At 46.4% G+C, this 25,304-nt stretch carries 24 protein-coding genes; 18 read left to right on the top strand and 6 right to left on the bottom strand.

Annotation, left to right across the window (positions count from 1 at the left end):
- The first annotated feature begins 26 nt into the window (after positions 1-26).
- The 4 genes from ssuD to ACQSGY_RS26380 all read left to right on the top strand — a co-directional run bounded on the left by ssuD (position 27) and on the right by ACQSGY_RS26380 (position 5,362).
- A complete protein-coding gene (gene ssuD, locus ACQSGY_RS26395) occupies positions 27-1,184 on the top strand; it encodes an FMNH2-dependent alkanesulfonate monooxygenase (RefSeq protein WP_427181586.1) in 1,158 nt (385 codons plus the stop codon).
- 173 nt (positions 1,185-1,357) lie between these two features.
- The gene (gene sfnG / locus ACQSGY_RS26390; protein WP_427181585.1) at positions 1,358-2,434 is read left to right on the top strand and encodes a dimethylsulfone monooxygenase SfnG; all 1,077 of its coding nucleotides are present in this window, start codon (positions 1,358-1,360) and stop codon (positions 2,432-2,434) included.
- A 118-nt stretch (positions 2,435-2,552) separates the two neighbouring features.
- Positions 2,553-3,758: an acyl-CoA dehydrogenase family protein gene (locus ACQSGY_RS26385; protein ID WP_289370647.1), complete on the top strand. Its 1,206-nt coding sequence runs from the start codon at positions 2,553-2,555 to the stop codon at positions 3,756-3,758.
- A 254-nt stretch (positions 3,759-4,012) separates the two neighbouring features.
- Entirely contained in the window at positions 4,013-5,362 is a 1,350-nt protein-coding gene (locus ACQSGY_RS26380) for an amino acid permease (protein WP_427181584.1), read from the top strand.
- Positions 5,363-5,431: 69 nt separating this feature from the next.
- On the opposite strand, the gene ACQSGY_RS26375 is transcribed toward ACQSGY_RS26380, so the two are convergent.
- Positions 5,432-6,091 carry a helix-turn-helix transcriptional regulator gene (locus ACQSGY_RS26375; protein WP_427181583.1) on the bottom strand — a complete coding sequence of 220 codons (660 nt, stop codon included), beginning with the start codon at positions 6,089-6,091 and terminating at the stop codon, positions 5,432-5,434.
- Between the two features lie 223 nt (positions 6,092-6,314).
- Between ACQSGY_RS26375 and ACQSGY_RS26370 the strand changes: the two genes are divergently transcribed.
- Together ACQSGY_RS26370 and ACQSGY_RS26365 are read left to right on the top strand one after the other, a co-directional pair.
- Positions 6,315-6,614 (top strand): winged helix-turn-helix transcriptional regulator, encoded by a 300-nt coding sequence (locus ACQSGY_RS26370; RefSeq protein ID WP_427181582.1) that lies wholly within the window; start codon positions 6,315-6,317, stop codon positions 6,612-6,614.
- 62 nt (positions 6,615-6,676) lie between these two features.
- Positions 6,677-7,036 carry a HesB/IscA family protein gene (locus tag ACQSGY_RS26365; protein ID WP_248062651.1) on the top strand — a complete coding sequence of 120 codons (360 nt, stop codon included), beginning with the start codon at positions 6,677-6,679 and terminating at the stop codon, positions 7,034-7,036.
- Positions 7,037-7,109: 73 nt separating this feature from the next.
- Here the strand turns inward: ACQSGY_RS26365 and ACQSGY_RS26360 are convergent, their stop codons facing one another.
- The 3 genes from ACQSGY_RS26360 to ACQSGY_RS26350 form a co-directional block, all read right to left on the bottom strand.
- Entirely contained in the window at positions 7,110-7,931 is an 822-nt protein-coding gene (locus ACQSGY_RS26360; protein ID WP_427181581.1) for an alpha/beta hydrolase, read from the bottom strand.
- Positions 7,932-8,039: 108 nt separating this feature from the next.
- A complete protein-coding gene (locus ACQSGY_RS26355; protein ID WP_188591303.1) occupies positions 8,040-8,462 on the bottom strand; it encodes a MarR family winged helix-turn-helix transcriptional regulator in 423 nt (140 codons plus the stop codon).
- A 131-nt stretch (positions 8,463-8,593) separates the two neighbouring features.
- A complete protein-coding gene (locus ACQSGY_RS26350) occupies positions 8,594-9,664 on the bottom strand; it encodes an ABC transporter substrate-binding protein (RefSeq protein WP_427181580.1) in 1,071 nt (356 codons plus the stop codon).
- Between the two features lie 129 nt (positions 9,665-9,793).
- On the opposite strand from ACQSGY_RS26350, the gene ACQSGY_RS26345 reads away from it, so the two are divergent.
- Positions 9,794-10,903 (top strand): FecCD family ABC transporter permease, encoded by a 1,110-nt coding sequence (locus ACQSGY_RS26345; protein WP_427181579.1) that lies wholly within the window; start codon positions 9,794-9,796, stop codon positions 10,901-10,903.
- A gap of 1 nt (position 10,904) precedes the next feature.
- Positions 10,905-11,672 carry an ABC transporter ATP-binding protein gene (locus ACQSGY_RS26340; protein ID WP_188591301.1) on the top strand — a complete coding sequence of 256 codons (768 nt, stop codon included), beginning with the start codon at positions 10,905-10,907 and terminating at the stop codon, positions 11,670-11,672.
- Between the two features lie 25 nt (positions 11,673-11,697).
- Here the strand turns inward: ACQSGY_RS26340 and ACQSGY_RS26335 are convergent, their stop codons facing one another.
- Positions 11,698-12,318: a DUF421 domain-containing protein gene (locus ACQSGY_RS26335; protein WP_427181578.1), complete on the bottom strand. Its 621-nt coding sequence runs from the start codon at positions 12,316-12,318 to the stop codon at positions 11,698-11,700.
- Positions 12,319-12,741: 423 nt separating this feature from the next.
- Between ACQSGY_RS26335 and ACQSGY_RS26330 the strand changes: the two genes are divergently transcribed.
- The 4 genes from ACQSGY_RS26330 (at position 12,742) to ACQSGY_RS26315 (ending at position 17,095) form a co-directional block, all read left to right on the top strand.
- Positions 12,742-13,944 (top strand): hypothetical protein, encoded by a 1,203-nt coding sequence (locus tag ACQSGY_RS26330; RefSeq protein ID WP_427181577.1) that lies wholly within the window; start codon positions 12,742-12,744, stop codon positions 13,942-13,944.
- Between the two features lie 71 nt (positions 13,945-14,015).
- Positions 14,016-14,681, top strand: coding sequence for a ribonuclease H (gene rnhA / locus ACQSGY_RS26325; protein WP_427181576.1), 666 nt, complete (start codon positions 14,016-14,018; stop codon positions 14,679-14,681).
- A gap of 216 nt (positions 14,682-14,897) precedes the next feature.
- Complete coding sequence (locus ACQSGY_RS26320; RefSeq protein WP_427181575.1) at positions 14,898-15,767, top strand: alpha/beta fold hydrolase; 870 nt, start codon at positions 14,898-14,900, stop codon at positions 15,765-15,767.
- Positions 15,768-16,105: 338 nt separating this feature from the next.
- On the top strand, positions 16,106-17,095 hold the full coding sequence (locus ACQSGY_RS26315; RefSeq protein ID WP_427181574.1) for a serine/threonine protein kinase: 990 nt from the start codon (positions 16,106-16,108) through the stop codon (positions 17,093-17,095).
- Between the two features lie 169 nt (positions 17,096-17,264).
- Here ACQSGY_RS26315 and ACQSGY_RS26310 read toward each other — a convergent pair whose 3' ends face one another.
- Positions 17,265-19,319 carry a vWA domain-containing protein gene (locus ACQSGY_RS26310; RefSeq protein WP_427181573.1) on the bottom strand — a complete coding sequence of 685 codons (2,055 nt, stop codon included), beginning with the start codon at positions 19,317-19,319 and terminating at the stop codon, positions 17,265-17,267.
- A 570-nt stretch (positions 19,320-19,889) separates the two neighbouring features.
- Between ACQSGY_RS26310 and ACQSGY_RS26305 the strand changes: the two genes are divergently transcribed.
- The 6 genes from ACQSGY_RS26305 (at position 19,890) to ACQSGY_RS26280 (ending at position 25,302) form a co-directional block, all read left to right on the top strand.
- On the top strand, positions 19,890-22,058 hold the full coding sequence (locus ACQSGY_RS26305; RefSeq protein ID WP_427181572.1) for a transcriptional regulator: 2,169 nt from the start codon (positions 19,890-19,892) through the stop codon (positions 22,056-22,058).
- Between the two features lie 184 nt (positions 22,059-22,242).
- Complete coding sequence (locus ACQSGY_RS26300) at positions 22,243-22,668, top strand: membrane-associated protease 1 (protein ID WP_427181571.1); 426 nt, start codon at positions 22,243-22,245, stop codon at positions 22,666-22,668.
- 124 nt (positions 22,669-22,792) lie between these two features.
- Positions 22,793-23,260, top strand: a complete 468-nt coding sequence (locus ACQSGY_RS26295) for a J domain-containing protein (protein ID WP_427181570.1) — start codon at positions 22,793-22,795, stop codon at positions 23,258-23,260.
- Between the two features lie 42 nt (positions 23,261-23,302).
- Positions 23,303-23,854 (top strand): FHA domain-containing protein, encoded by a 552-nt coding sequence (locus ACQSGY_RS26290; RefSeq protein WP_427181569.1) that lies wholly within the window; start codon positions 23,303-23,305, stop codon positions 23,852-23,854.
- Between the two features lie 48 nt (positions 23,855-23,902).
- Entirely contained in the window at positions 23,903-24,436 is a 534-nt protein-coding gene (locus ACQSGY_RS26285) for an FHA domain-containing protein (RefSeq protein ID WP_427181568.1), read from the top strand.
- A gap of 8 nt (positions 24,437-24,444) precedes the next feature.
- On the top strand, positions 24,445-25,302 hold the full coding sequence (locus ACQSGY_RS26280; protein WP_427181567.1) for a PP2C family protein-serine/threonine phosphatase: 858 nt from the start codon (positions 24,445-24,447) through the stop codon (positions 25,300-25,302).
- Positions 25,303-25,304: the final 2 nt, after the last annotated feature.

Genomic DNA, 25,304 nt, shown 5'->3' with positions numbered 1-25,304 from the left:
ATCATATGAGCAGGAGGAGAGAACAAATGGAATTGTTTTGGTTTATCCCGACACATGGGGACGGAAGATTTCTGGGCACCCGAGAAGGCGCCAGGGCAGTGACCTATCACTATTGCAAGCAGGTAGCACAAGCTGCTGATGAACTTGGGTTTGCAGGAGTGCTGTTGCCTACAGGGAAATCATGTGAAGACGCCTGGATCGTTGCTTCCTCGTTGGTATCGGTAACGGACAAGCTGAAATTTCTGGTCGCTGCGCGTCCGGGGCTGATGCTGCCTACCACGGCAGCACGAATGGCGAGTACATTGGACCGCTTTTCCAAAGGAAGACTGCTGATCAATGTCGTAGCCGGAGGTGACCCGATCGAGCTTGAGGGAGACGGGGTGTTCCTGGATCATGATGAGCGCTACGCATTGACAGATGAATTTCTAACCATATGGCGCAAGGAACTGGCTGGTGAAGAAGTCGATTTTGACGGCAAATATTTAAAGGTCCACGGCGGAGCGGTTCTGTATCCGACCATTCAGAAGCCTTATCCTCCGCTTTATTTTGGAGGCTCCTCTGATGCTGCCATGGAGGTGGCGGCCGAGCATGTGGATGTCTACCTGACTTGGGGCGAGCCGCCTGACCAGGTAGAGGCCAAGATCAACCGAATGCGAGAGCTCGCTGCAAAAAAGGGAAGGAGTCTTCGCTTCGGCATCCGGCTTCATGTGATCGTCCGTCCAACCGCAGAAGAAGCCTGGCAGGCCGCGAATGACCTGATCGCTCATCTGGATGAAGAGACCATTGCTTCAGCGCAGAAGATCTATGCTCGCATGGATTCCGTCGGTCAACAGCGAATGGCCAGTCTGCATAACGGGGATCGTTCCAATCTGGAGATCAGCCCGAATCTGTGGGCAGGCATTGGGCTGGTCAGAGGCGGTGCCGGTACAGCGCTTGTAGGCGATCCCGACCAGGTTGCAGAGAGAATGAGAGAGTACGAGGCATTGGGCATTGAAACCTTCATTATGTCGGGGTATCCGCATCTGGAAGAAGCCTACCGTACTGCCGAGCTGTTGTTTCCGAAGCTGAATTATGCACAATACGGGAACAACGGTGAGCGGTCATTTATCAGTCCTTTTGGCGAGATGATTGCCAATAACACTCTTCCTGATCATGTGGTAAAAGCGCCTGCGGCTTCCAAATGATGCCGTCTGCTTTTTACGATATCTCTACTGAAAACATCATATTCTGGCCGATTAGACGAACTAAAGGCACCTCACATGTATAGGTTGAAGGTGTCTTTTTTGCTGCATTCCGCTCTGGTAGAGAGGGCCTTGGCCCTTGACTATAAATCATTCCATTGAAGAGGTGATTCAACATGTCCATGCAATTTGCGTATTGGGTTCCGAATGTAAGTGGCGGTCTGGTTATCTCCAGCATCCCGCAAAAAACAGGCTGGTCATTTGAGGATAACGCAAGGTATGCCAGAATCGCAGAAGAAGCGGGCTTTGATTATGCGTTATTGCAAACCAGATTTATGGCCAGCTATGGGGCTGAAAATCAACTGGAAGCCATTGCTCTGGCCTCTGCGCTCGCGGTGGTTACAGAACGTTTGAAGCTGATAGCAGCCATATTGCCAGGATTATGGCATCCCGGTCCGGTAGCCAAAGCGATCACGACGATTGATCATATCAGCCAGGGACGGGTTGCCGTGAATATTGTCAGCGGCTGGTTCAAGGGTGAATTTCATGGATTCGGAGAACCGTGGCTGGACCATAACGAGCGTTATCGTCGCTCCGAAGAGTTCATCCGTGTGCTGAAGGAGCTGTGGACGCAAGACAATGCCAATCACCAGGGTGACTTTTACCGTATTCATGAAGCGCCACACAAACCCAAACCGACTGTAATTCCCCCTGTGTTTCAGGGAGGAAATTCGGCGGCTGCACGCGACATGGCTGCACGAGTCTCGGATTGGTATTTCATGAACGGGAATACCATTGATGGTTTCCGTACCCAGATCGAGGATGTGACCAAGCGGGCTGCGTCCTATAACCGTAAGCTGCGATTCGGAGTCAATGCATTTGCCATCGTGCGGGATACAGAAGAAGAAGCCGTGGAGGTACTGCGTCAGATTATTCGATATGCTGACCCCGAGGCGGTGGAGGGCTTCCGCAGTCAGGTCCAATTTGCAGGCAAAGCGTCCCCTGAACAGGAGGGAATGTGGGCGAATTCCAATTTTGACGACCTGGTGCAGTATAATGACGGGTTCAAAACAGGCTTGATTGGTACCTCGGAGCAGGTGGCCGACCGTATCATTGAATTGAAAAAGATTGGAGTAGACCTCGTTCTGATCGGCTTTCTTCATTACGATGAGGATATTCAGGCTTTCGGTGAGAAGGTCATCCCGCTGGTTAAAGAGAAGGAGGCTGCGCTGAGCCGGGTTACGACTACCTGAGCAAACCATCGATTTTTAATAGATGGAATGAATTGAATTGAATTGGATTGGATTGGCACTTCTTTATCGGTGTTATTGAGGGATGAATTTCTATTTTAATTAGAGGAGAGATGACGCAATGAGTATTCAATCAAACACGATCCACACCCTGCCTGACTATGAGCAATTGAGAGCTGAAATTCGGGGCATTGTCGACGAAGTCATTAAACCACGTGCAGAGCTGATTGACCGTGAGGGACGCTTCCCGCGTGAGAATCTGGCCGTGCTTGCCGAGACCGGGTGGAATGGCGTGCTGATTCCCGAGCGCTTTGATGGACGCGGACTGGATCATGTTGCCTTTGCGATTGCAGCAGAAGAAATTGCCAAGGGATGCCCTTCGACTTCACTGGTGTATGTCATGCATGTCGGAGCTGTTCAGACGATAGCCCTTTATGGAAATGAGGATCAGAAGGAGCGCTGGCTAAAGCCGGTACGCAATGGGGCGATTGGTACGTACTCTACTAGCGAGCGCGCTTCGGGAGGTCACTGGTGGTTTAATTTCAGCGAAGCTTCCCGAGACGGAGAGGATTACATTTTGAATGCCGAAAAGTCGTTCACGACAAGCTCGGGACAAGCTGATTTTTATGTGACCCAGACCCGCACTCCAGGAGCACAGACGCCGACAGATGTGAGCTTTTTCCTTGTCGATGGACAACTGGAAGGCATTACCTCGGGGGTATGGGATGCACTCGGTGTTCGGGGGAACCATAGTGGCCCAATCACATACAAAGGCGTCCGGATTGCAGCTCAGGATAAACTAGGTACGGAGGGACAGGGGCGCGAAATTCTGGAAAGTGGTGTATCTCCCGTATATCTGATCGGCCTGGGCTCCACCTGGCTTGGAGTTGCCGAGGCAGCACTTGAGGCTGCATCCGAATATGTGAAGGGCATGGTTCATCGCGACTTTAACAAACGTTTGGCTGACTACCAGATCATCCGCCAGCAGTTGGCTGAAGTGAAGGTGCTGATCTCCAGCCTGAAGCCGTGGCAGTTATCTCTTGCGAAGCAGCTGGACGAGCTTCAGGCACAGGGAAGACCGCAAGTCGAGCTGTTCCTGCCCCTGGTTGAATTCAAAATCCATGCTGCGGAAGTTGCTAACAAAGCGACCAAAGCAGCGCTGGATGTCACCGGAGGTTATGGTTATAAAAAAGGCGTGTTTGAACGCCTCTTCCGTGACGCGCGTGCAGGCATCGCCATGGGTCCCTCCAACAACATTGCCAGAGAGTGGATTGGCAAGTCGCTGGTCGGTCTGCCGCTGGAGCTGTGGTACGAGGGAGGGGATTGATCCTCGCAAGTAACTGAAAAAAGGTGAAGAACCTCAAGCTGCTGTCTGTCTCAAACAGGCGGCAGCTTCTTTACATTCTACTGACCTCGATAATAATTGTAGTCATATACGAATTGAAATCCGCTTCATTTTAAAAATAGTCAAATAAAAATAATCAAAAAGAATGATAGGTATTCGGGGAAGATTATTATATATTAGATGGTATATTATTTTGCATCACAGAGAGCATGCGAGAAAGAGAGTGGTGGTGTACCATGCAGCAAGAAACGTTAACAAGGGGTCTGAAAAACAGACATGTACAGCTGATGGCAATTGGAGGGGCGATCGGAACGGGTTTGTTTCTCGGGGCGGGCAAAACGATCCAGTTAACCGGTCCATCCATTCTGCTGGCGTACATCATTACAGGCATTGTATTATTCCTGATCATGAGGGCGCTTGGAGAGCTGCTGCTGAGCAATTTGCAGTATCATTCCTTTGTCGATTTTGTTCGTGATTACCTGGGAAATATGGCGGCGTTTATCACAGGCTGGACCTACTGGTTCTGCTGGATTTCCATTGCAATGGCAGATATTACGGCAGTGGGCTTATATACACAGTTCTGGTTTCCCAATATTCCTCAATGGATGCCGGGATTAATTGCGCTGGTTATTTTACTTGTAATGAATCTGGCGACGGTCAAGCTGTTCGGGGAGATGGAATTCTGGTTTGCTCTCATTAAAGTGCTCGCTATTCTGGCGTTGATCGTGGTGGGGCTGTATATGATCTTTACAGGTTTTACAACCAATCAGGGCTCGGCAAGCTTTACTAACCTGTGGAGTCACGGGGGCTGGTTTCCGAATGGAATGCACGGCTTCATTATCTCGTTTCAGATGGTCGTTTTTGCATTTGTAGGCATGGAGCTGGTGGGGTTGACCGCAGGAGAGACGGAAAATCCGGACAAGGTCATTCCCAAAGCCATTAATCAGATACCGATTCGTGTGCTGCTTTTCTATGTAGGAGCTTTGCTCATTATCATGAGTATTTATCCATGGAATGCAATCGTGCCAACGGAAAGCCCGTTTGTACAGGTATTTGCAGCGGTAGGTATTGCGGCAGCAGCCGGAGTGGTTAATTTTGTCGTGCTGACATCGGCGGCATCGGCCTGTAACAGTGCGATTTTTAGTACAAGCCGGATGATCTATTCCATGGCCAAGGATCAAAATGCACCTGAATCCTTTGCACGTGTTAATCAGAGAAAGGTTCCAGCCAATGCACTTTTTTTCTCCACGATTGTCATTTTTATCGCGATTGTGCTGAATTATGTGATGCCGGAAGGTGTATTTACACTGATTACAAGCGTGTCTACCGTATGTTTCATTTTTGTCTGGGGCATCATGGTCATCTGCCATATCCGTTACAAGCGCACTCGTCCTGATCTGGCGCGACAAAGTCGTTTCAGACTGCCGTTATATCCGTTTTCCAATTTGCTGATTCTGGCATTTCTGGCCTTTGTCATTATTGTATTGGCGCTTGCAGAGGATACGCGTGTGGCATTGTTTGTTACACCTGTGTGGTTCCTGATCGTTTCGGTCATTTATATGTTGAAAAAAAGAGTGAAGCAGTAACAGGAATCCTGTGTACTTGATATACAACAAAAAGCGAAAGAGCAATCTCGAATGAGGCTGCTCTTTCGCTTATTTTTGAGCCGGGCTCACGGTATAAACGCAGTTTCTTCCTCCGGCCAGAATGTATTCTCCCCGCTCAATCTGAACGTCCTCTCCCAGAACCGTTTTGAATAGTTGCAGCTCATTTCTGCATAACCCCGTACATACAGCGGCTGCGGCACAGATGGGACAATGCTTTTCAATGAACAGGAGACTTCCGTCATCCTGCTCCTTTACTTCCGCCATGTAACCCTCCATCGTGCGAATTTCGGCGAGCTTGTCCAATTTGGACTTGATATCCGATGCACCTTCAAGATGCCGGGCATACTGCACCTGCATGTTCTGATTGCGAACAGCGAGCAGCTGATCCAGCCCGGTCTCTCCAAAAGCTTCTTTCATGGATTGAATCAGGCTGACGGATAAATCGGAATAACCGCTGGGGAAAAAGCGATCGGCCGCAGGCGTCAATATCCATAATTTCGTTGGACGTCCCATGGGGCGGGCTTCTTCGATATGAGTAACAAAGCCTTCTTCCTTCAAGCCGTTGAGGTGTTGACGAATCGCCATTCCCGATAGTGAAAATTGAGAGGAAAGGGACACCACATCCATTCCGCCTTGCTGCTTCAGTGCATCAATAATAGCTCGTCGGGTGCGAGTTGAGGCATCCTTTTTAGCCTGGTTTCCGCCCATGATGTTGCCTCCTTTGAAGCAAGAAACGATGATTCACTACATTTTAAATAAAAATGTTGACAAAGTCAAAGAGGAACGTTAGTTTATACATTGTAAACAAAAATGTTTAATAAGTGTCCGATTACGAAATACGATACGTGTATACATACTCTTTGCTGAACCAACGTTAACGTATTTAGTTCTAATAACAGGGGGGAATGGCTCGCCAGAGGGGGTCCGATGATTGCCTAACGAGAACAGAGAAAAACTTTTTACAGCTTACCACCTGATTGGAACGAAGTGGACGATCCATATTTTATTTGTGCTTTCTCAGGGACCGAGTAAATTCAGTGAGCTTGCCAGAGGCATACCTTTGATTTCGGAGATGGCTCTTACCAGAAGATTACAGGATCTTCAACAGAATGGTTTGGTTCAGAAGACATGTTTTGCAGATCGCAAACCAATTTTCTATGAACTTACACCCAGAGGAGCTGCACTTGCGAACTTTATCCCTTTTCTGGTGGAATGGGCATTGCTCCATTAAAGGTGCGTATTTATAGCGAATTCAAGATCTGGACAGTATCTTTAAACTAGGGGGAGTTAAGAATGAACATTGAGATTAGCACCAGAGCATCTCATCATATTAAACAAATTTTATCCTGCGCCAATAATCAGTCTTCTTTTCTGCGAATAGGTGTGAGTGAAGGCGGTTGCAGCGGTTTATCCTATACGCTTGTGGTGGAAGATCAGCAGACAGAAGAAGATATCGTACTGCATAAAGATAATTTCAACATATTGGTTTACCCAGCCAGTGTCCCGTACGTTGATGGTTTGAAGATCGACTATGAAGAAAGCGGCATGACAGGAGGGTTCACGATGGACAATCCCAATGCCAAAGCGTCGTGTGGATGCGGAGCCAGCTTCCGAATAGCTCGAGATCGCGGCAAGGTTCAGCCGTGTGATTAAACAGAGAAAAGATAGCTGTCCCGGAGTGAAAATTTGCTGAACGGGACAGCTCTTTGCCTGATGATATTTTAATCTAATCAAGCCATTCCAGCATGATATCAACGACTTCTTTATAACGCTGGCCAACAAGCAGGCTTGTATGCGTTGTATCCCGGAGTCCGGCATACTTTGCTCCAAGCTGATCCGCCGTTAATTGGCCTCTTCGATCCTCGTCCTCGGACGACACGGCTTTGATTACGAGAGAGGCACAGGTGATTCGATTCCCGTCAATGGATATGCCTTCTGCCCCGCAGAGGACAGAGAAGGTACAGAAAGCTTTTGCAGATTCCATCTGCAGGTACCGACGTTGAAAAGCGATATCTTCCGTGGATTCGTCAATCGTTGAAAGCTCCTCACGTAAAGGTGCTGGCATAATCATTCCCGGTTGAATTCGGTCCGCTGCTGGATAGGGCAGGGCGTCATGCACTTCTTTGCTTATACTGGTGTCAATGATAATTAATCCTGCCAATTCAGCAGTTTCTGCAATTTTTTGGCTGAGTATGCCACCCATGCTGAAGCCGATAAGGACAGGAGGTTCATGCATCAGGGACAACACCTCACGAATATCCTCCAGGTAATCCTCTACCGTAATACGACTCAGATCTAGCACCCGGCTTTTATAATGACTTCTCAGATTCATCGCATAACAGTCCCATCCCTGCTCCACAAAATGAGGGATATATTTGCTCCACATCCAGCTGCCCGTGTATGCTCCGTGAACAAATAACAGAGGCGCACGCGTAGTTCCTGTGGCAGAGTCCGATGCTGTACTTCCCTTATAAACTTCCATGTAAAGGTCATGGTTTCCGATCCGGTGTACCTCATGTTCAGGCAGGTATTGTGTGTAATCAGTCATATAAAATGCTCCTTTTCAATTTAGTTTGATATCAAACTATTGTTGTAAAAAAAGTTAAAGTCAAACAAACGAAGCAGTACCCATATCGGCTGTATGACCTTGCTTTTTTTAAAAGTTGTCGTGAATTTTGATTAGAATGCGAAGCAATTCCTGTTTTTCCTCGTCTGTAATTCCTGCATAGAAGGTATCCAGCATTCGCTGTGATATATCCTCAAAGACTGGTTTTAACGCTTCTCCCTTGGCAGTTAATGTCACATACACGATACGAGAGTCTGCTGCATCGCGATCTTTAGCAACATATCCGGTTCGCACCAGTTTATCTACAAGCGCAGTTACCGTGGATTTGTCCTTGCGAATTTTCTGGGCAATCTCGGCCATGGTCAACCGCTGATGGTTGTAAAGGGCATAGATAATATCTCCATGGGATGTAGCCAGATCGTGGATGCCCTGAGCGGCCATTTCGGTCAAAATAAAACGACTGGTTTTCTCTTTAATTTTGGAAATAAGTGAAACAGCATCTCTTGTTTTCATACACCTAATATAGTTTGATATCAAACTATTGTCAAGCATAGATCCGGGAAAAGGGGAAGAATTCTTCCTTGTTCCCGGGTCCGTCCATGCATGAACGTAATTCACTTGTGCAGTAAAGTTAAGTCACCAGACTATTGGATCGGATTAGCCTTCATTTCTTTTTCCATTTTTTCAATACCGTCGATAATTTGATATCCGTATCCCCAGAACTGGCTGAAATCGGTCACGTAGATTTGTTTGTTCTGAATAGCCTTCATGCTTTGCAGTGCAGGGTTGGCATACAGATTCTGAATCAGCTTGTTGATATCGGGTGATCCGCTGTAAGCCGAGAGCAGCAGGTAATCCGGATTGGCTGTAATCAACTGTTCTACGCTAACCTCGCCTTGTACGCCATCAAATGCATTTTTCAGCTTCAACAGGCTGAGTGCATCAAGCTGATACGTATCGTTCTGCATGCTGCTTACGGTAATGCTGTCTTCTGTAGCGGGTACAATATACGCAAAGCTGTGCTCCGGCTGATCAGCGACACTGGCTTGGATCGCCTCTGCCCGAGCTTTCAGGCTGTCGATAAATTGTGTGGCTTTATCCTGCACGTCAAAAATCTTACCTAGCTGTGCAATGTCGCTGTAAAGACTCTCCAGCGTTCCCTTGTGATTGGTCGTTTGCATGAAGGTACGGATGTTCATCTCATTTAGTCCGTCTACGCTTCCCACGCCCCAGTCGGCGTCAGCAAACAGATCACCTCGTCCAAAGACCAGATCCGGGCTGGCCCCAACAACAAGCTCCTTACCCACATAATTTTCGGACAACACTGGAATTTTGGCGAATTCGTCAGCTACATCGGGTGTTACCGCGCCATAAAGTGCAGCAACACCGACCATTTTATCCGTCAAGCCCAGCTTGATCAGCATTTCGGCAGCTGATTGAGTATTGGCAACAACACGCTCAGGTGCCTTATCAAATACCTGTGCTTTGGGTTTCCATTCTCCGCCTTCACCAGACATAGCGAAGTTTTCTATCGTAAGCGGATAGGTCGTTTGATTGGCCGTTCCCGCAGGTGCAGCAGTTTCGGTAGTCCCTGTTTGGGAAGCCGTATCTTCGGCTGTGGATGGTGTAGACGTATTGGATGAACACGCCGATAACAGCAGTAATAACAGAGTTAATGCAGCAAAGAAAGTGGATCTGGACGAGCGTTTCAACATGGTAATAACCCCTTTTTGTTTGTATATTAATTGACAAAGATAATCATTCTCAATTATAATCCGGGAAAATACTTTGTAAAGAGCTAATTTAAGTTTCACACAATTTTACTAGAATTTATGGAGGAAGAAATGGCACAGACGATTCAGGCTGGGACACAGCACTTGGGGAAAAAAGAATCCCTGATTCACAGCAAAACAGGTTTTACACTACTTATTGCCGCATTAATCGTGATTGTATTGATTTCGGCAGGTATCGCGGTCTCTATTGGACAAGTTCGTATTCCGCTCGGAGAGTCCTACCGTATTCTTTTAGCAAAAATAACGGGAATGGAGTGGGGAGGTAAGCCGCTTGCAGCAGGCTCCTTCACGGATATTATCTGGCAGATTCGCTTCCCGCGTGTATTGATGGCGATGTTTATCGGTGCGGGTCTCGCCTTATGTGGTGCTGTTATGCAGGCGGCCGTGCAGAATCCACTGGCGGACCCTTACATCCTTGGTATTTCCTCAGGAGCCTCTCTCGGAGCAACCTTTGCCATTCTCATCGGATTTGGTGCAATTAGCTGGCTAGGACAGACGGGAGTTGCCTTTTGGGCGTTTGCCGGAGCCATGGGGGCATCTTTGCTTGTTCTGACACTGGCGGGTATTCGGGGCAAAATGACGTCAGTCAAGCTGGTGCTTGCGGGTATGGTTATTAATGCACTGTGCAGTGCATTTTCCAACTTCATTATCTATTTTGCAAATAATGCCGAGGGCATCAAAACAGTCACATTCTGGACGATGGGCAGTCTTGCCGCTTCCGGGTGGAACAAGCTGCCGCTAATAGGCATCGTTGTGCTCACGGCCATATTGTTTTTCCTGCTGCAATCCCGTGTGTTAAACACGATGCTGCTCGGCGATGAAGCGGCGGTCACTTTGGGGATTAACCTGAGTGTCTATCGCAGACTGTATATGATCTTAACTGCACTCGTGACGGGTGTGATGGTTGCTAGCTGCGGCATGATCGGTTTTGTCGGATTAATCATTCCTCATATCGTGAGAGGGATCGTTGGCTCGGATCATCGTAAAGTAATGCCTGTTTCGGTATTGTTTGGCGCGATATTCCTGATGTGGACAGACGTCATTGCGAGATCGCTAATCGCCAGCGTTGAACTGCCCATCGGCATTATTACTGCGATGATTGGTGCACCGATGTTTATGTATATGCTTGTCAAAAAAGGCTACGGCTTTGGAGGGAAATAACATGCAATTAACAGTCGATAACATATGCTTTTCCGTGCAGGATACGGATATCGTGCGTGATATTTCACTTCAGGTGAGAGAGAAACAATTCGTCGGCTTAATTGGACCGAACGGCTGCGGCAAATCGACGTTGCTCAAAAGCATTTATAAAGTCATTAAACCGAAGCACGGCAGCGTTATGCTGGGAGACACCGATATTCTGAAATCGAGTCCCAAAGTCACGGCCAGGCAGATGGGGGTTGTAGGTCAGTTTAACGAGTTAAGCTTTGATTTTACCGTGCGTGAGATGGTTATGATGGGACGTACACCGCACAAAAAGCTGCTGGAGGCCGATAATGCAAAGGACGAGCAGATTGTGGAGATGGCACTGGAAAAAGTGCAGCTGACCGGACATGCAGGCCGCAATTATACGTCTCTGTCCGGCGGGGAGAAGCAGCGTGTCATTCTGGCTCGTGTACTCGCTCAGCAACCGGAATTTTTGATTCTGGACGAGCCGACCAATCATCTGGATATCAAGTACCAGCTGCAAATATTAAATATTGTTCGCGGACTGGATATCGGCATTCTGGCTGCGCTGCATGACCTTGAACTTGCGGCAGCTTACTGTGATTATCTTTATGTGGTGAAGCGTGGACAAGTTGTTGTTCATGGTACTCCCGCCGATATTTTGACTCGTGAGATCATTGGCGAGGTATTTGAGGTGGAATGTGAGATTTACCAAAATCCGGTCACCGGAGGCTTGGGAATTGCCTATTTGAGCACACGATAACCTGGAAACTGGAGGCTTATAACATTTATTCCAGCCTGGAGTCCACTTGATGTGAATGCTTCCCGCTGCTGACCTCTTCAAAAATATTAGCCGAATCCTCACTCTGCTTCTCTTCGGACAGTTGTTCAAACAGAGGCAACTCTTTACTGGATCGAGTCAAGCCATAGCTTTGCAATAATTGCTCCAGATCTTTTACAGTGACGGGACGCGCTTCCGGTTTCAGAACATAGCCAAGCTGACCATTCGGTTCAACGGTCGCCGTTTCCAGGTCATTTACACTGCGGATTCCAGCCTGTCTTAGATGCATCTCAAGCTGATCTATCGTATACCGCATTCGTTTCAGATTCGGAATAATGACTTCCCCATTCTCAACAACTACTCTGGAGCTGCCGCTCATCATACGTTCGAACAGATTGGATTTCATCTGTAATTGCTCCACAACGAGCAAAGTTACAATAAATACGGCTGCGGAGCCAATCGCTTTGCCCAATTCATGATTGGCAATCGGCTGTACGATGGTTGTACCGATCGAGATCATAATAACGGTTGTTGCCACACTCATCTGTGAGATGGATTTGCGCCCTGCAATGCGCAGCAGAATCATGCCAACGAGAACAAGCAAGACGGATTTCCAGATCCAATCCATGCAAAACATCCTTTCTTTTCTTAGGGCGTGTCTTGAAACCTACTGAAGTGCATCTTTTACCGCCTTTTCGCCCCCTGCTGCGTCACTTTCCCTTGACGTGCCCCGGCACGCCTGCGGAAAACTTCCTGGCTTGGAACGAAAATTCAGTAAAATCTGCTTCCTTCAGCGTTTTCAGACACGCCCTAATTGAACGCTGATTATTAGACTGTTCCGGGAGGGATTGGATTATGCGATACAACACGCTTATATGAATTTAAAAAGGATATAAAGGGATATATTGTAACTTTTTTCACAGGACAAATCATCCAGGTTCGCTATACTCATACGATCTTCCACTTGATGGGCGGCACGGTTGTGCTATGAAAGGAGAACCTGATGAATCGAGCGTTACGATATATTCGACGGATAAAGGTGGCTTGCAGTATGCTGTGTATCTTGATGCTCTTGAGCGCATGCAGTAATGCAACCAACGGTTTAACAATGAACTGGAGGCCTGATCTCGAATTAATCCTAGAGCAGTTTCCTGAAAAAGAGATTGGGCTGAGCAGCGACTCACAGCGTGCTGAACATTTTGAGAAGCAGGTAAGTTCTATTTTATCCAACTTGAACAGTTACAGAAGTGATGATGAAGTGAAGATGGAGCTTTTTAAAGCGATAGCGTCCATTCATCAGTTACATACACATATTGATCTGGATGACAGGGAACAGGTGCTGCCATTTCATTTTTTTTATCAGGAAGGAAATATGTATGTGAACGGCGTTCATCCTCAGTACAAAGATGTCATGTACGGGAAGCTGATCAAAGTACAAGATACAAATATAGAGGATGTAATGAAAGTGTTAGAGCAAGTCATTGCCTATGATAATGTGTATGGGCTTCAACACAACCTGCCTCTTTATCTACTATACCCCTCTGTTCTTCATGGCCTAGGTATCATTGATAACAAGGATGAGATCAAGCTGACGTTTCAGAAGAAAGATACAACAATCATTGAATATGCTGTCGCTCCTGTAGAACCGCAAAATTATTTACCGCAGATGCTTGCCCGAAGAACGTTCTCGTTTAATCAAACCAATCTGAATCTGAACTATGATGTTCAATATCTCCCATCGGATCGGGCGTTATATCTACCTTACAGAATGTGTGTGGAAGATAAATCATATCCAATTGCTGCTTTTGAGCAAAATGTATTAAAGACCTTACATAGTAATAAAGTGGAGAAGCTAATCATTGATCTCAGAAACAATCCTGGCGGAGCCTCATGGGTGCTCGATCCGTTGATTGACAAGTTGGAAGAGGTTCCGGCACTAACGGGTAAGGTTTTTGTACTAATCAACCAGGGTACAGCTTCTTCAGCCTTACTCAACGCGTATACCATGAAACAAAAGCTGCAGGCCACATTGGTTGGTTCGCCAACTCAGAGCAGTCCGAACAAGCCTGGAGAAGTGAAAATTTTCAAACTGCCCGAATCAGGATTAAATATCTCTTATAGTACAAGGGAATTTCATTTGGTAGAGGAGGAAACAGATTCTCTGTACCCTGATATTCGGGTTGACCTCACGATAACTGATTATGAGGAGGATGTGGACCGGGTGGTACAGACGGTATTGTCACTTAACCCGTAACGAACTTTCATTTTACCTGCTCCATCGTTTACAATAGGAAATTGATGCAGTGAACAAAGGAGCGGTTAAGCATGGCAAAACAGAAATATTACGTGGTATGGGAAGGCAAGAAACCGGGCGTATACAGCACTTGGGCGGAATGTAAGGCTCAGACGGATCAATATGCCGGAGCCAAGTATAAATCATATGAATCCAGGGAAGCCGCTGAAGCGGCATATCGCGCCGGATGGAAGGGCAACTGGGGATCGAGCGCAGGCGGAGCTGGCAGTGCTTCCAAGCTCAAGTCCAAGTCGGGCAGCAGCAGAAGTGCAGGGATGGAGACCTCGGAGGAAGTGGATTATGACAGCATTTCGGTCGATGTAGGAACCCGCGGCAACCCGGGGCCGGTCGAGTACAAAGGGGTCGATACACGCACAGGCGAAGTGCTTTTTTCCGTTGGGCCGATCTCGAAAGGCACGAATAATCTGGGCGAATTTCTGGCTATTGTGCATGCACTGGCTTATCTCCAGAAACAAGGCAGCAACAAAACGGTATATACAGACTCGGTGAATGCGATGAAATGGTTAAAACAGAAGAAGGTTGCCACCACGCTGCCACGGGACAACTCAACAGAAGAGATCTGGCTAATGATTGATCGGGCGGAGCAATGGCTTCGCACGCATACGTATTCGAACAAAGTGTTAAAGTGGCAGACGAAACAGTGGGGCGAAATCAAGGCGGATTACGGCCGGAAATGATGGTTTTCAAACGGAAACAAAAAAAGCTGGCATTGTCTATTAGAATCGATATTTACAATTTCCAATTTCCATTCTATAATCATCAGCATATGATAAGTCACACATATGGAGGAGCCTGTCATTCATTTACGGGCCCTCCTTATCTTTTTGGATCGGGGATGCCCCGGTCTGGTCACTTGAAACAGGTGAGCCGAGTATACATTGCAGGAGGCAGACATGAGTTCCATTTATAGAAGTGAAGAAGGAAAGAGCAGTATTCTGGAGGAGTACGAGGTTTATTTGAGTGAGCTGGGTGAAGGGATTACAAGGGAGTATGTGGAGACACGTTTTGGCAGAACGCATGTATTGCTGACCGGCCCAGAAGATGGCAAGCCATTATTTATTCTTCAGGGCGGCAATTGTGTGAATCCGATGACCCTGTCCTGGTTCTCTTCATTATTTCAATCCTACCGGATTATTGCGCCTGATACGATTGGTCATCCGGGCTATAGCGAGGAAACGAGCATTTCGGCACGTTTTGACAGCCTGGCTTTATGGGTTTCCGATCTGCTGGACCACTACGAGATTGAAAAAAGTGCGTTTATCGGTCCTTCTTTTGGCGGCGGCATTATTCTCAGACTGGCTACGTATATTCCGGAGCGGATTGCATGCTCGGTGCTGGTGGCTCCGGCGGGTCTTGCGGTGAATTCCAGAATGAAAACCGTTCATGATATTACACTTCCACTCGTGAAATATCGGATGACTTCTTCGCCGGCTTCTTTGCAAAAAATAACGGATAACCTGTCATGCCATTGTATGAAGGAAGCGGACAAAAATCTGATCGGCAAAATATTCAAGCATGTCAGTCTGGAGCAGGATTTGCCTAAGCTGGCGGAGCGGGAAGAGCTTGAAAATTATAATTCGCCTACATTGCTTCTGGTTGGAGAGAAGGACGTCTTTTTCCCGGGTGATAAATGTATTGACCGTGCCCGGCAGATTATTCCGAATGTGCAGGCGGTTAAATATGATACGGGACATTTCCCTTCTCAGGACGTGCTGCAGGATATGAACGCGGAGATTCAGCAGTTTTTGAACAAACATTATTAAGTAACAACAGCAGAAGCATCAGGATAGCAAAATAGACAGTTTGAGGGAACGTAAGCAACTGAAACGTGGGGCAATTCGTCTTTTAACAAATTAAATTAACGAAATTGCCCCTTCTGTCGATACTATTTATAGAAGAGCGCGTATATATCTTTGAATAGCCAATGGAAGCTTGAACAAATACGCACGTTCTGTAAGCGATGTTTCAAATGACGTGATTGGGTTTATATAGATGGTTGGCGATGAATTGCCATCCGTCTGGACTCATCCATACTGAGTTTACGAACAATTTGCGGTTTGCGGCAAGTCTTACAATCGACAAGGTTGAAAAGAGGTTTGTTATGAAAAAGGATAAGTGGAATATGGCCTTGCAGCGCAATGTCATTTTAAACGATACATATCAGGTTAGACAGGTTCTGACCAGCAGTGAGCTGGCAATTGTGTATGCGGGGCGGAATCGGCATACGGGCGCCAAAGTGGCAATCAAGGAGTTTTTCCCCCATCGATTGGCTGCACGTCAGACGGATAAACGTACGGTTTTTTGCGCAACACGTGGATATGGAGGGCAATTTCAGGAGCTGCTGTCAGCATTTCTGCAGGAGGGAGAGCTGCTGTCTTCGCTTAAACACCCACACATCATTGCGTACGTGGATCACTTTGAGGCGAATGATACCGGATATCTGGTTACCGAATATTGTACGGGCACGATCCTGACCGATTATTTGAATGAGCGCGACCATGCACTGGAGCCGGATTTTATTACCTATACGCTGCTGCCACTAGTAGATACGCTCGATTATATACATAAACAAGGCATTCTTCATCGGGACGTCAAACCTTCCAACGTCATGGTGACGGAGGATGGCAAGCCTATATTGCTGGATTTTGGTTCAGCTGTCCGCTGGCCGATGCCGTCCGGGGCAAAGCCGGCTATATTTACCTCCAAAGGATATTCACCGCTTGAATTCTATTCGGAAAAATCCGAGCAGGGACCGATGTCAGACATCTACAGCTTGTCCGCGCTGCTTCATTACTGGACATGCGGGCAGCCGCCAATGGATGTAAAGCAGCGTTTATTCCGTGATGAGCTGCCCTCGGTACGCAAGCATAATGAATATGTGAATCCATGGCTGGCAAGGGTTATTCACTGGGGGCTAATGGTTCGTTCAGAGAAACGCTGTACCTCCCTGACCTGGGTGAGAACATCCCTGCGAGTTCAGGCTTTGGTGTGGAAGGTCCGCAAGCCAGGTAAGATGGAATGGAAGTTTGAGGATAACGAGCATACTCAGATATTCGAGCCAGAGCCGAAGAAGCAGCACGAAACGGCCTGAGCACTCATGTCGTATGTCATTAAAGCAGATGCACAAGGGTATCTCAGTGAAATAAATTAACAACATAAATAGGCCAGTTCGTGCCCTTGGATGGGATGAACTGGCTTCTTTCTTTTTTATTTTCAGGGTGAGAGAGCATATTTCTAGGGGGCACTGGTTAATCTTTCGTTTACTGCGGATCTTTTTTCTGCCCCACATAGATATTGGTACTTGGCTTGATGGCTTTATAACGAATTTCGATCTCCGTAACACCATCCTCAAACGTAATATACATCTTTTCATTGTATTCTATTGCTACCGTATGTCTGCGTTTTACTGGAGTTCGACCTCGAACGACTGTACAGTTCGTATCGTGTCGTAGCAATAGCGTTTCTTTTTTTCCTGCTTCCAGCCAGATGCGTTCTGACTCGGGTACTTTGATCCCGATGTCCATGCGATCAAATAAGTCACTTAGACTAACCTTTCGGCGATCCAGGGATGTGAGAGGCCAATTTGTCACTGGTATATCCTCCCCGTTCGCTGTAGCTAGAAAATACCCTTCCAGTCTTCCACGGAATGTGGGTTTTGGTTTCAGCACGAACCAATACAGTGCGAAAATACCTCCAGCAAGAAGAAGGCCGAGTCCCGAATATAACAGGATCGTTTCACGCAAAGAATGAATTCGCAATGCTATCGCTGTAGTTACACTTGCCCCTTCTGTATCCGTTGCTGTCACCCTGATCGTCGAACTTCCAGTGTGAAGAGAAGAAAACCGCAGCAATTTACCTTCAATGTAGGCATCTCCGAGTTTGCGCTCATTTTCATCTTCGGCGAGGATATAGGTTAACGGATCATTATTAGCATCCTTGAAATAGTTGCTCAGGTCAACGTCTGTATTTCTGTCGTCTTTGGATAACACGATAGATTCACCGGTGGCTGAGGGGGCTTGATTTGTAATGTCCACTTCAACCGGAGTGATATCCCGATAGAAGTCTGGGCCGTCGATCCGTAGTCCCCATGTGTACAGATCCGACTTGGGAAAAGTGTATTTTCCTATAAACCCGCTGCCTGTATTGTTCAAAGGGATACGTTCCGTTTTCCCGTCAGATGGAGTTACAATGAGCTCCGCTTCCAGTCCCTTATACACATCCAAGTCCTTAACGGGTTTAGGGTCATCAGTCTGATCATAGAGAGAGGCCTCAAAGGTTATACTTTTCCCCTTGACTGGTTCCGTCGTTGCCATATTTGCAACGGCAGACAGATTGTAATTGCCGAGCAGGTTGATCTTGACCAGATCCCCGCTACGACCTTTAAACTTCAGTTGGAACTTTCCTTTATCTGGACGAATGATCTTCATTAAGGCATATTTATCAGACCGAATGAAGCTGACATTACTCGATTGATAATAGAGCTGGGCTTCTGAGACAGCATGATCAGAGAGCATGATAATGTTAGCATCCGCCATGCTGGAGTTGGGAATATCTACGCTTACCTCCTGCATAGCCCCGGTTGCGGTTACAGCCGCGACAGATACAAGAACGGATTGAAGCTGATCTGCAAAAATACGATTGAAAATCTCAGGCAGGTCGTCTGCACTTCCGGTGATAAATGAAGTGCCGCCCGTCTCCTTCGCAATGCGCTCCAGTTCTGCAGGGTTAACTGTTCCATCACGGTTAAGTCCCACAGTATAGATGGGATAACCGACTTGTTGCGCCATCTCAATAACCTTGTCCACATCCTTGGATGAGTCCGCAGATGTTCTGCTCGTTGATCCTCGCAAATCCGTTTCTCCGTCAGAGAGCAAGATCATAAATGGTTTACGTTTACCCGGATGAGATTGTTCAAGCAGATTAGCACCTCGGCGTAAGCCAAGTCCCAGGTCTGTATATCCTGAACGTTTTAAGCCATCAATACGGCTCCGAAGATGATTGCGAGCCCCAGAGGATGAAATATCCATCAGTGGTATGGATGAAGTGATCCTGTCATTATAAGCTACGAAGCCCAAACGGGTCTTAGGTCCACTACTCATATCCATAAACATATGTATAACTTCTTCTGCAATGCGATCTTTGTCGGTCTCATTCATGGAATAACTCACATCCAGAACAAACATGGCATCTAGCCCTTCATATGCATGGGTCTTGACAGATGCTTCTGCGTGGATTTCCCCGATATCCCATGGTGGAGTTATAAAACTGATTAGCAAGAGAGTGAATATTATTTTTTTGAATTTTAGCGATATCATTGTGAGGCGTTGAATCTCCTTTCTGTTTTGAGTACTGTTGCTAGAGATTATACTTGTTTTGTTAAAATACGATTTTGGTACACGATAAAGCGCCGTTATGCGTAGCTTTGATCAATGAAGAATACTGCAACATTGCATAAGTTAAGGTGCTCATCTCTTAATCAGGTGGGAAACTCCATTGGTTTTAAATCATTCAATATCATCCAAATTATAGGATATTCTCTATACATCGGCATGCTCTGAAGGGAAGTGAAGTGAATTATGGAAAATAGTTCTATAGGTGTATCTAAGTTTTAAAAATGATCTTATAGACCTATATATGGGATTATTGACAAAACATATTGCTGATGATTAAGATTGATTCCATAAATCTCCAAAGCAAACGGCATAATCTGGTACATAAGTTCCAGTCATATGTTGACAGCTCGTTCTATTGGACCTTATATCGCCTGGAAAGGTGAGTCTACTTCATCGTGTCTAAAGGCTGATAGAGTGTGCGGAGTGTCAAAAATTGATGGAGGGGGGAAAGCATTCGCCCGAATGAACCATCATTCGGGGGATGTTGCCTGAATGGATATTATTAACCAAACGAACCGAACGATGCTTTTTGAAGAGATCAATCCTGAGAAAATGGATTTGATTACGATAGTCGGTGATGTAAAAGGGATCGACAGCTTGAATGATGACAAGATCAAGGAGATTAACGAGCACCTGCTTGTGCGAAGCTTCGATGAGTTTTTGGACAAGTTTTCTCCTAGTGTGTATTCCTTCTTCAATGCAGTAAACCAGAAGGTTATGTATACGCTCACAAAGCCGGAGGGGATTCCGGATGAAGCCATCTCCGAGATCAAAGTTGATCATAGCAATGATTTTTTGAGAATGCTGTTTACTTTGATTGATACTAAACGAAGTCAAGGTATTACGAATGTGGATTTCAAGTTTGAAAATTTACTGGATATGATCTCACCGAAAAAGGTTATGGATGATATTCGGCAGGTGCGGAAAGAAATTCATTACATGTACAACCAGTATGAGAAGCTGGATGACGGAGACCCTAAGAAATTGGATGTCGGGGATAAACTTAATGTCATGTTTGAAGATGCCAGCCGGAACTATAACAATGTCATGGCGATGCTGCCACTGGCTATCGAAGATATCAAAACTCGCTTGTTGTTGGGCCGCGCTCAAGAAGAAACTTCTTCTGAAGCGATTCAGGTAGGACAACTCACGATTGGTGAGAGCGGAGAATTGAAAATTATCGAAGCTCCAAAGAGTGATAACAACGAGTTGATGCTACTTGATGAGTCGACGAGTACAGAGTTGACTCAAGTGTTTGCCGAAGATTATACCTCACTCTCGGAGGCGCCTTCACCATATGTACAGGACCTGGTGGTTCGTACATTCTGCCCGCTGCCTGCAGTTCAGACGGATGTGGATACGGCAGTTGAGGTACAGAATTACAATACATACCTTGAATTTTACAAGAATGCCAAGGATGACTTTGTGAAAACTGTAAAACCGCTGGTTGAGAAAATTTTGGGTGTCAAAATGTTCTTTGACCAGTATGCAACTAAAAATAAAGGTATGTTGCCTTCCATGCTGATTGCAAATGCCAAGCTGGATATGCTTGTCAAGAGCAGCAACATTCCACGGCTGGAGACCTATCTCAACACAGTCAATGCGAAGAATGATTTTACAGACACCATTTGGTTTGGTATTGTGCCTTCTGTTGAACTGGAGAAAACGGGACAAGTTCAAGTCAGCCGATCCCGTTTCCGTGGTAACGAGAAAGTTGTTAAACAAGACGGAAACAGCATGGAATCTCTATCTATGCTCCTGCAAGTCGTTAAGGATTACAAAGTGCAGGTATTCTTCAGCTTTGAATCTGGAGAAGAAACGACATTCAGCAGTATGGCTACCGCAGGTATCGATAAATATATCGATAAATGCGCGGTATTAACTCGAAAGGACTACAGCGAGTTCGCCATTCCGAGTGCTCCCAATTTCACCATTATTCCGAAAGAGAAGTCCGGTGTCGTTATCGACAGCCGTATGCTCCAGACAGAGAATGGTGTGGAATTATCCAGGGAGAAAGAAGATATTTTGAAGCTGTGGATTGAAGGGGTGTACGTTGGTGCGTCTTATGTAGCTGCCGGGATTGTGGCTGCATATCAGTGCCCCGAGTATCTGCGCGGAGCATTCAAAACCGTGAACAGGGATTATCCAGGTGTGCGTTTTGATATTGAAGCTGGCGATAATAGTCTGCGTGTAGTTACCACGATGACCAAAGAAATCTCCGGATTTACGAACACCATCAAGGATTCGATTAACCGAAAGAACTTTGGATTTATTTTCTCATCGGAAAATGCTCAAATTCAGGATGTCGATATCAAGCGGATCACGGTATACAAAGCGAGAAGCATGGCGATGTCCGAAGATGGATTTGATTCCTTGTATAAAACTCTCGTAAGTACGTATATTGAACGCTTGCTCCGTTTCCAGACGGGTGATTTCAAGCATGAAAATATCGTCAAATTCTTCAGTAACAATCCGAGCAGTCAGAAAAGCCGGTGGCTGGGAACCCGAGGGTCGATCAATTCGATCATTCAGGAAGGTGACGACATGAGCTTCATCATCGATGAAAAGAGCAATATGTGTCACATTGATCTGGTATTCAATGGAAACGTGAAGAATCTGGAGGTTATGATTACCAAAGGAACTAGCGCGATGAAAGCGTAATGGTTTAGGGAAGAACTGCGTTTGAATATCAGGTTTGATTCCTTAAACAACAAATTTTAGATATTAATTTGGTGTTAAAGGCGGCCTTTATTGGCTGACCTTATACATATATTCCGGTACCTTTGCCTAGTAGGGAGAGTGTGCCGGACACATTGTTTTTCTAATTTTAAGGAGGTTTTTATTCATGGGTTTTGTATTGAAAGTAGAAGGCGCAGAAACAATCGAATTGGGAATGGATAATATCCAGTCCGTAGTGTATGACACTGATACACCGGATGATTCCAATGCCAGATCCACAGATGTAGGTGCAACACTTCGCATCAGTGGCAAAATTATTACAGCAACAGACGGTGACAATGCTGATGACACGATGAAACTTGCACTGTGGTCCCTCGTTCCAGCTGAGAAAGCAGATTGCTACCGTAAAGTAACCCTGGAAGTAGTCGCAGCTGATCAAGTGGTACGTAAAATTTACATGCCGAATGCGTTTGTTGTGGATTACACAGAACGGTTCGGAGATACCGAGGGTGTGGGTGAATTCAGTCTCTACGTTAAACAGAAAAAAGACAAAACTGAATTGACTAAAATTGAAGGTGGCTTCCCGCTATAACGTGGGGCGCTGATGTTCCGGTTCAGTAATGACTGGCCCAGAATAACGCTGTGATGTTAAGGGGCATTCGTGCCCCTTAATCTTTATTTACGCAGATTACGGCAGAGAGACAGGAGTGCATACGATGAAAGATTATTATGCCGTTCTCGGTGTAGAACGTGAAGCTTCTCCGGATCAGATCAAGAAGGCTTATCGTCAATTGGCCAAAAAATTTCACCCGGATGTCAATAGGGGAGATACCCAGGCCGAAGCACGATTCAAACAAGTACATGAGGCTTACAGCACACTCGGAAATCCCGAGTTAAGGGCAGCGTACAATCAACATCAGCAATCTCGATCTTCAACGAATCGACAAGAGGCAGGAGATGCAGCATCCAGCACTGCACAAAAAAAGAATAGATATACAAACAATGGAGCTATCAATCCCGAGAAGGTATGGTCTGATCCATCACGAATGCAGGAGCAATTTGAACAATTTTTTGGCTATCGCCCCAAAGGCAAGGAGAATTCAAACCGTGGCAAAGCCGATCCAGACAAGGGAACGGATATGTCCGCCCTGTTTAATCGATACTTCGGGGTTCGAAAAAAGTAAGCCGGTGGCCTGTAATGGATCGTGCCGGTTCAGGCGGAGGTTATGGAAGTGAAACGAGGAAGGTCGATAATGACAATAGGGCTTGACGTGTGTATCGCCATCATATCGTTAGCCGTGCTGTACTATATATTCATCATTAACCGGGACATAAGCGCTCAGTGGATAGCTGGAAGTATTGTAGTTCTTTCCGGGGGAGCATACCTGTTTTTTAAATACATACCTGCCACCAAGGGAAAAAAGAAGATGTTGCCTTCGCGTGTGGTGAAACTCGTGCTTTTGGACGACGATGGTACAAGCGTCAAGGAATGGTACATTCAGGGTGAGACAAGTGTATTGATTGGAAAAAGTTCAAAGAACAGTGAGGCGGACATTGATCTGTCCGATACTCCATATGCTTCTCTCATCAGCCCGCAACATGCTGTGCTGAATAAAGCTTCTGGCCAGTGGTTCATCGAGGATATTGATTCGGCCAGCGGCGTAGGTTTGCGTAAGAGGAATCAAAGCAAATCATCCAAATTGGAAATCGAAGAACCGAGCCTGATCGAGGCAGGGGACTTAATTTATATTGCCAATACCCGAATTTTGGTGAAATGAAATAACGTTGGCGTAACATTATACAAACTTACGGGGGAATGAATAGAAATGAGTCTGACGAGATGTGGAAACGGGCATATGTTCAGCACGAGACGGCACGGAAATACGTGCCCATACTGTAATCTGGCTGTCGAGTCACCAGCGTCCGGCAATCATGAAGCAGCGGGAGTGATTCCACGCGCACCTCGCACATCAGAGGAAGACAGAACAATGCCATACCTGGGAGAAACGACAGGAATTGAACCGGTAACGGGGTGGATGGTGTGCATCGAAGGTCCACAGATGGGCCAGGATTATCGGATTATGGCTGAGAAGAACTTTATTGGACGATCTGAAGAGATGCATGTTCGCATCCTTGGGGATAACACCATTTCCCGGCGTAATCATGCTGTCATTGTATATGACCCCAAAAAAAGAAATTTTTATCTGCTGCCTGGTGATGCTTCCGGTCTTGCCTATCACAACAATGAAGCGGTCTATTCTCCGGTGGAACTGGCTGCCTACGACGTCATTCAATTGGGACGTAGCAAATTCATATTCATTCCATTATGCGGTGTGCATTTTGAATGGGAGCAGCAGTGAATACCTTCATGATCTTGTGGAACGACAAAGAGCTAACGCCATATTGGGTTATTGCAGCAGGCTGTTTGTCGATCTGGTTGTTGTTATTCGTCCGAAGTCGTATTCCGGTAAGGCAGTGTGACGATAGACAGGTGGGGATTCAGATCGGGAATGGACAGACCATGGGTGCTCGAAGTGAGCAGGATGATTATTTTGCTTGTGCTGTGCAGTCTTATGGTGTACTCGCGGTGCTTGCCGATGGAATTAGCGGCTTATCTGGCGGGAAAGTAGCCAGTACGACTGCAGTAGAAACATTGATTCGCGAGTTTGAAGAGTTGGAGAGGTTTCCTGATCCTGAAGAATTTTGGAATACTTCTTCCCATACTGCAAATCAGGCCATTCTTCGCAATTTGCGTGGCGTTCCTGGAGGAACAACGTTGGTATCGGCCATGATTAAGGGCAAAGAGCTGTATTGGGGGGCGGTAGGAGACAGTATTTTGGCCGTGTTTCGTAAAGGGGAGCTGCTTGCTATTAATCACAAACACACGCTGGAAACCCAACTTGAAGAACAGTATATGTCTGGAGAAATATCGGAGCAGGAAGCGTTGGATAATCCGCAGCGCAAAAGGCTGGTCAACTATTTGGGGTATGACCATTTCAAACAAATGGAAATTGCGGACGAGCCGTTTACACTGCAGCCGGAGGACAAGATTGTGTTGTGCAGTGACGGGGTATACAACTCCCTTACCGAAATCGAACTGGAGACTATACTGGCGCAAGACATTCCGCCGTTTGATGCAGCCCAGACGATCATTGATTTGATTGAAGAGAAACAACTCGTGCATCAGGATAATGCCACGATTATCATTTTGGAGCAAGGATGGTAACG

The organism is Paenibacillus sp. TC-CSREp1, assembly GCF_050171015.1.
Classification (GTDB): domain Bacteria; phylum Bacillota; class Bacilli; order Paenibacillales; family Paenibacillaceae; genus Paenibacillus; species Paenibacillus silvae.
Note: the sequence above shows the minus strand (reverse complement) of the source record. Positions and strands in the feature narration are given on the sequence as shown.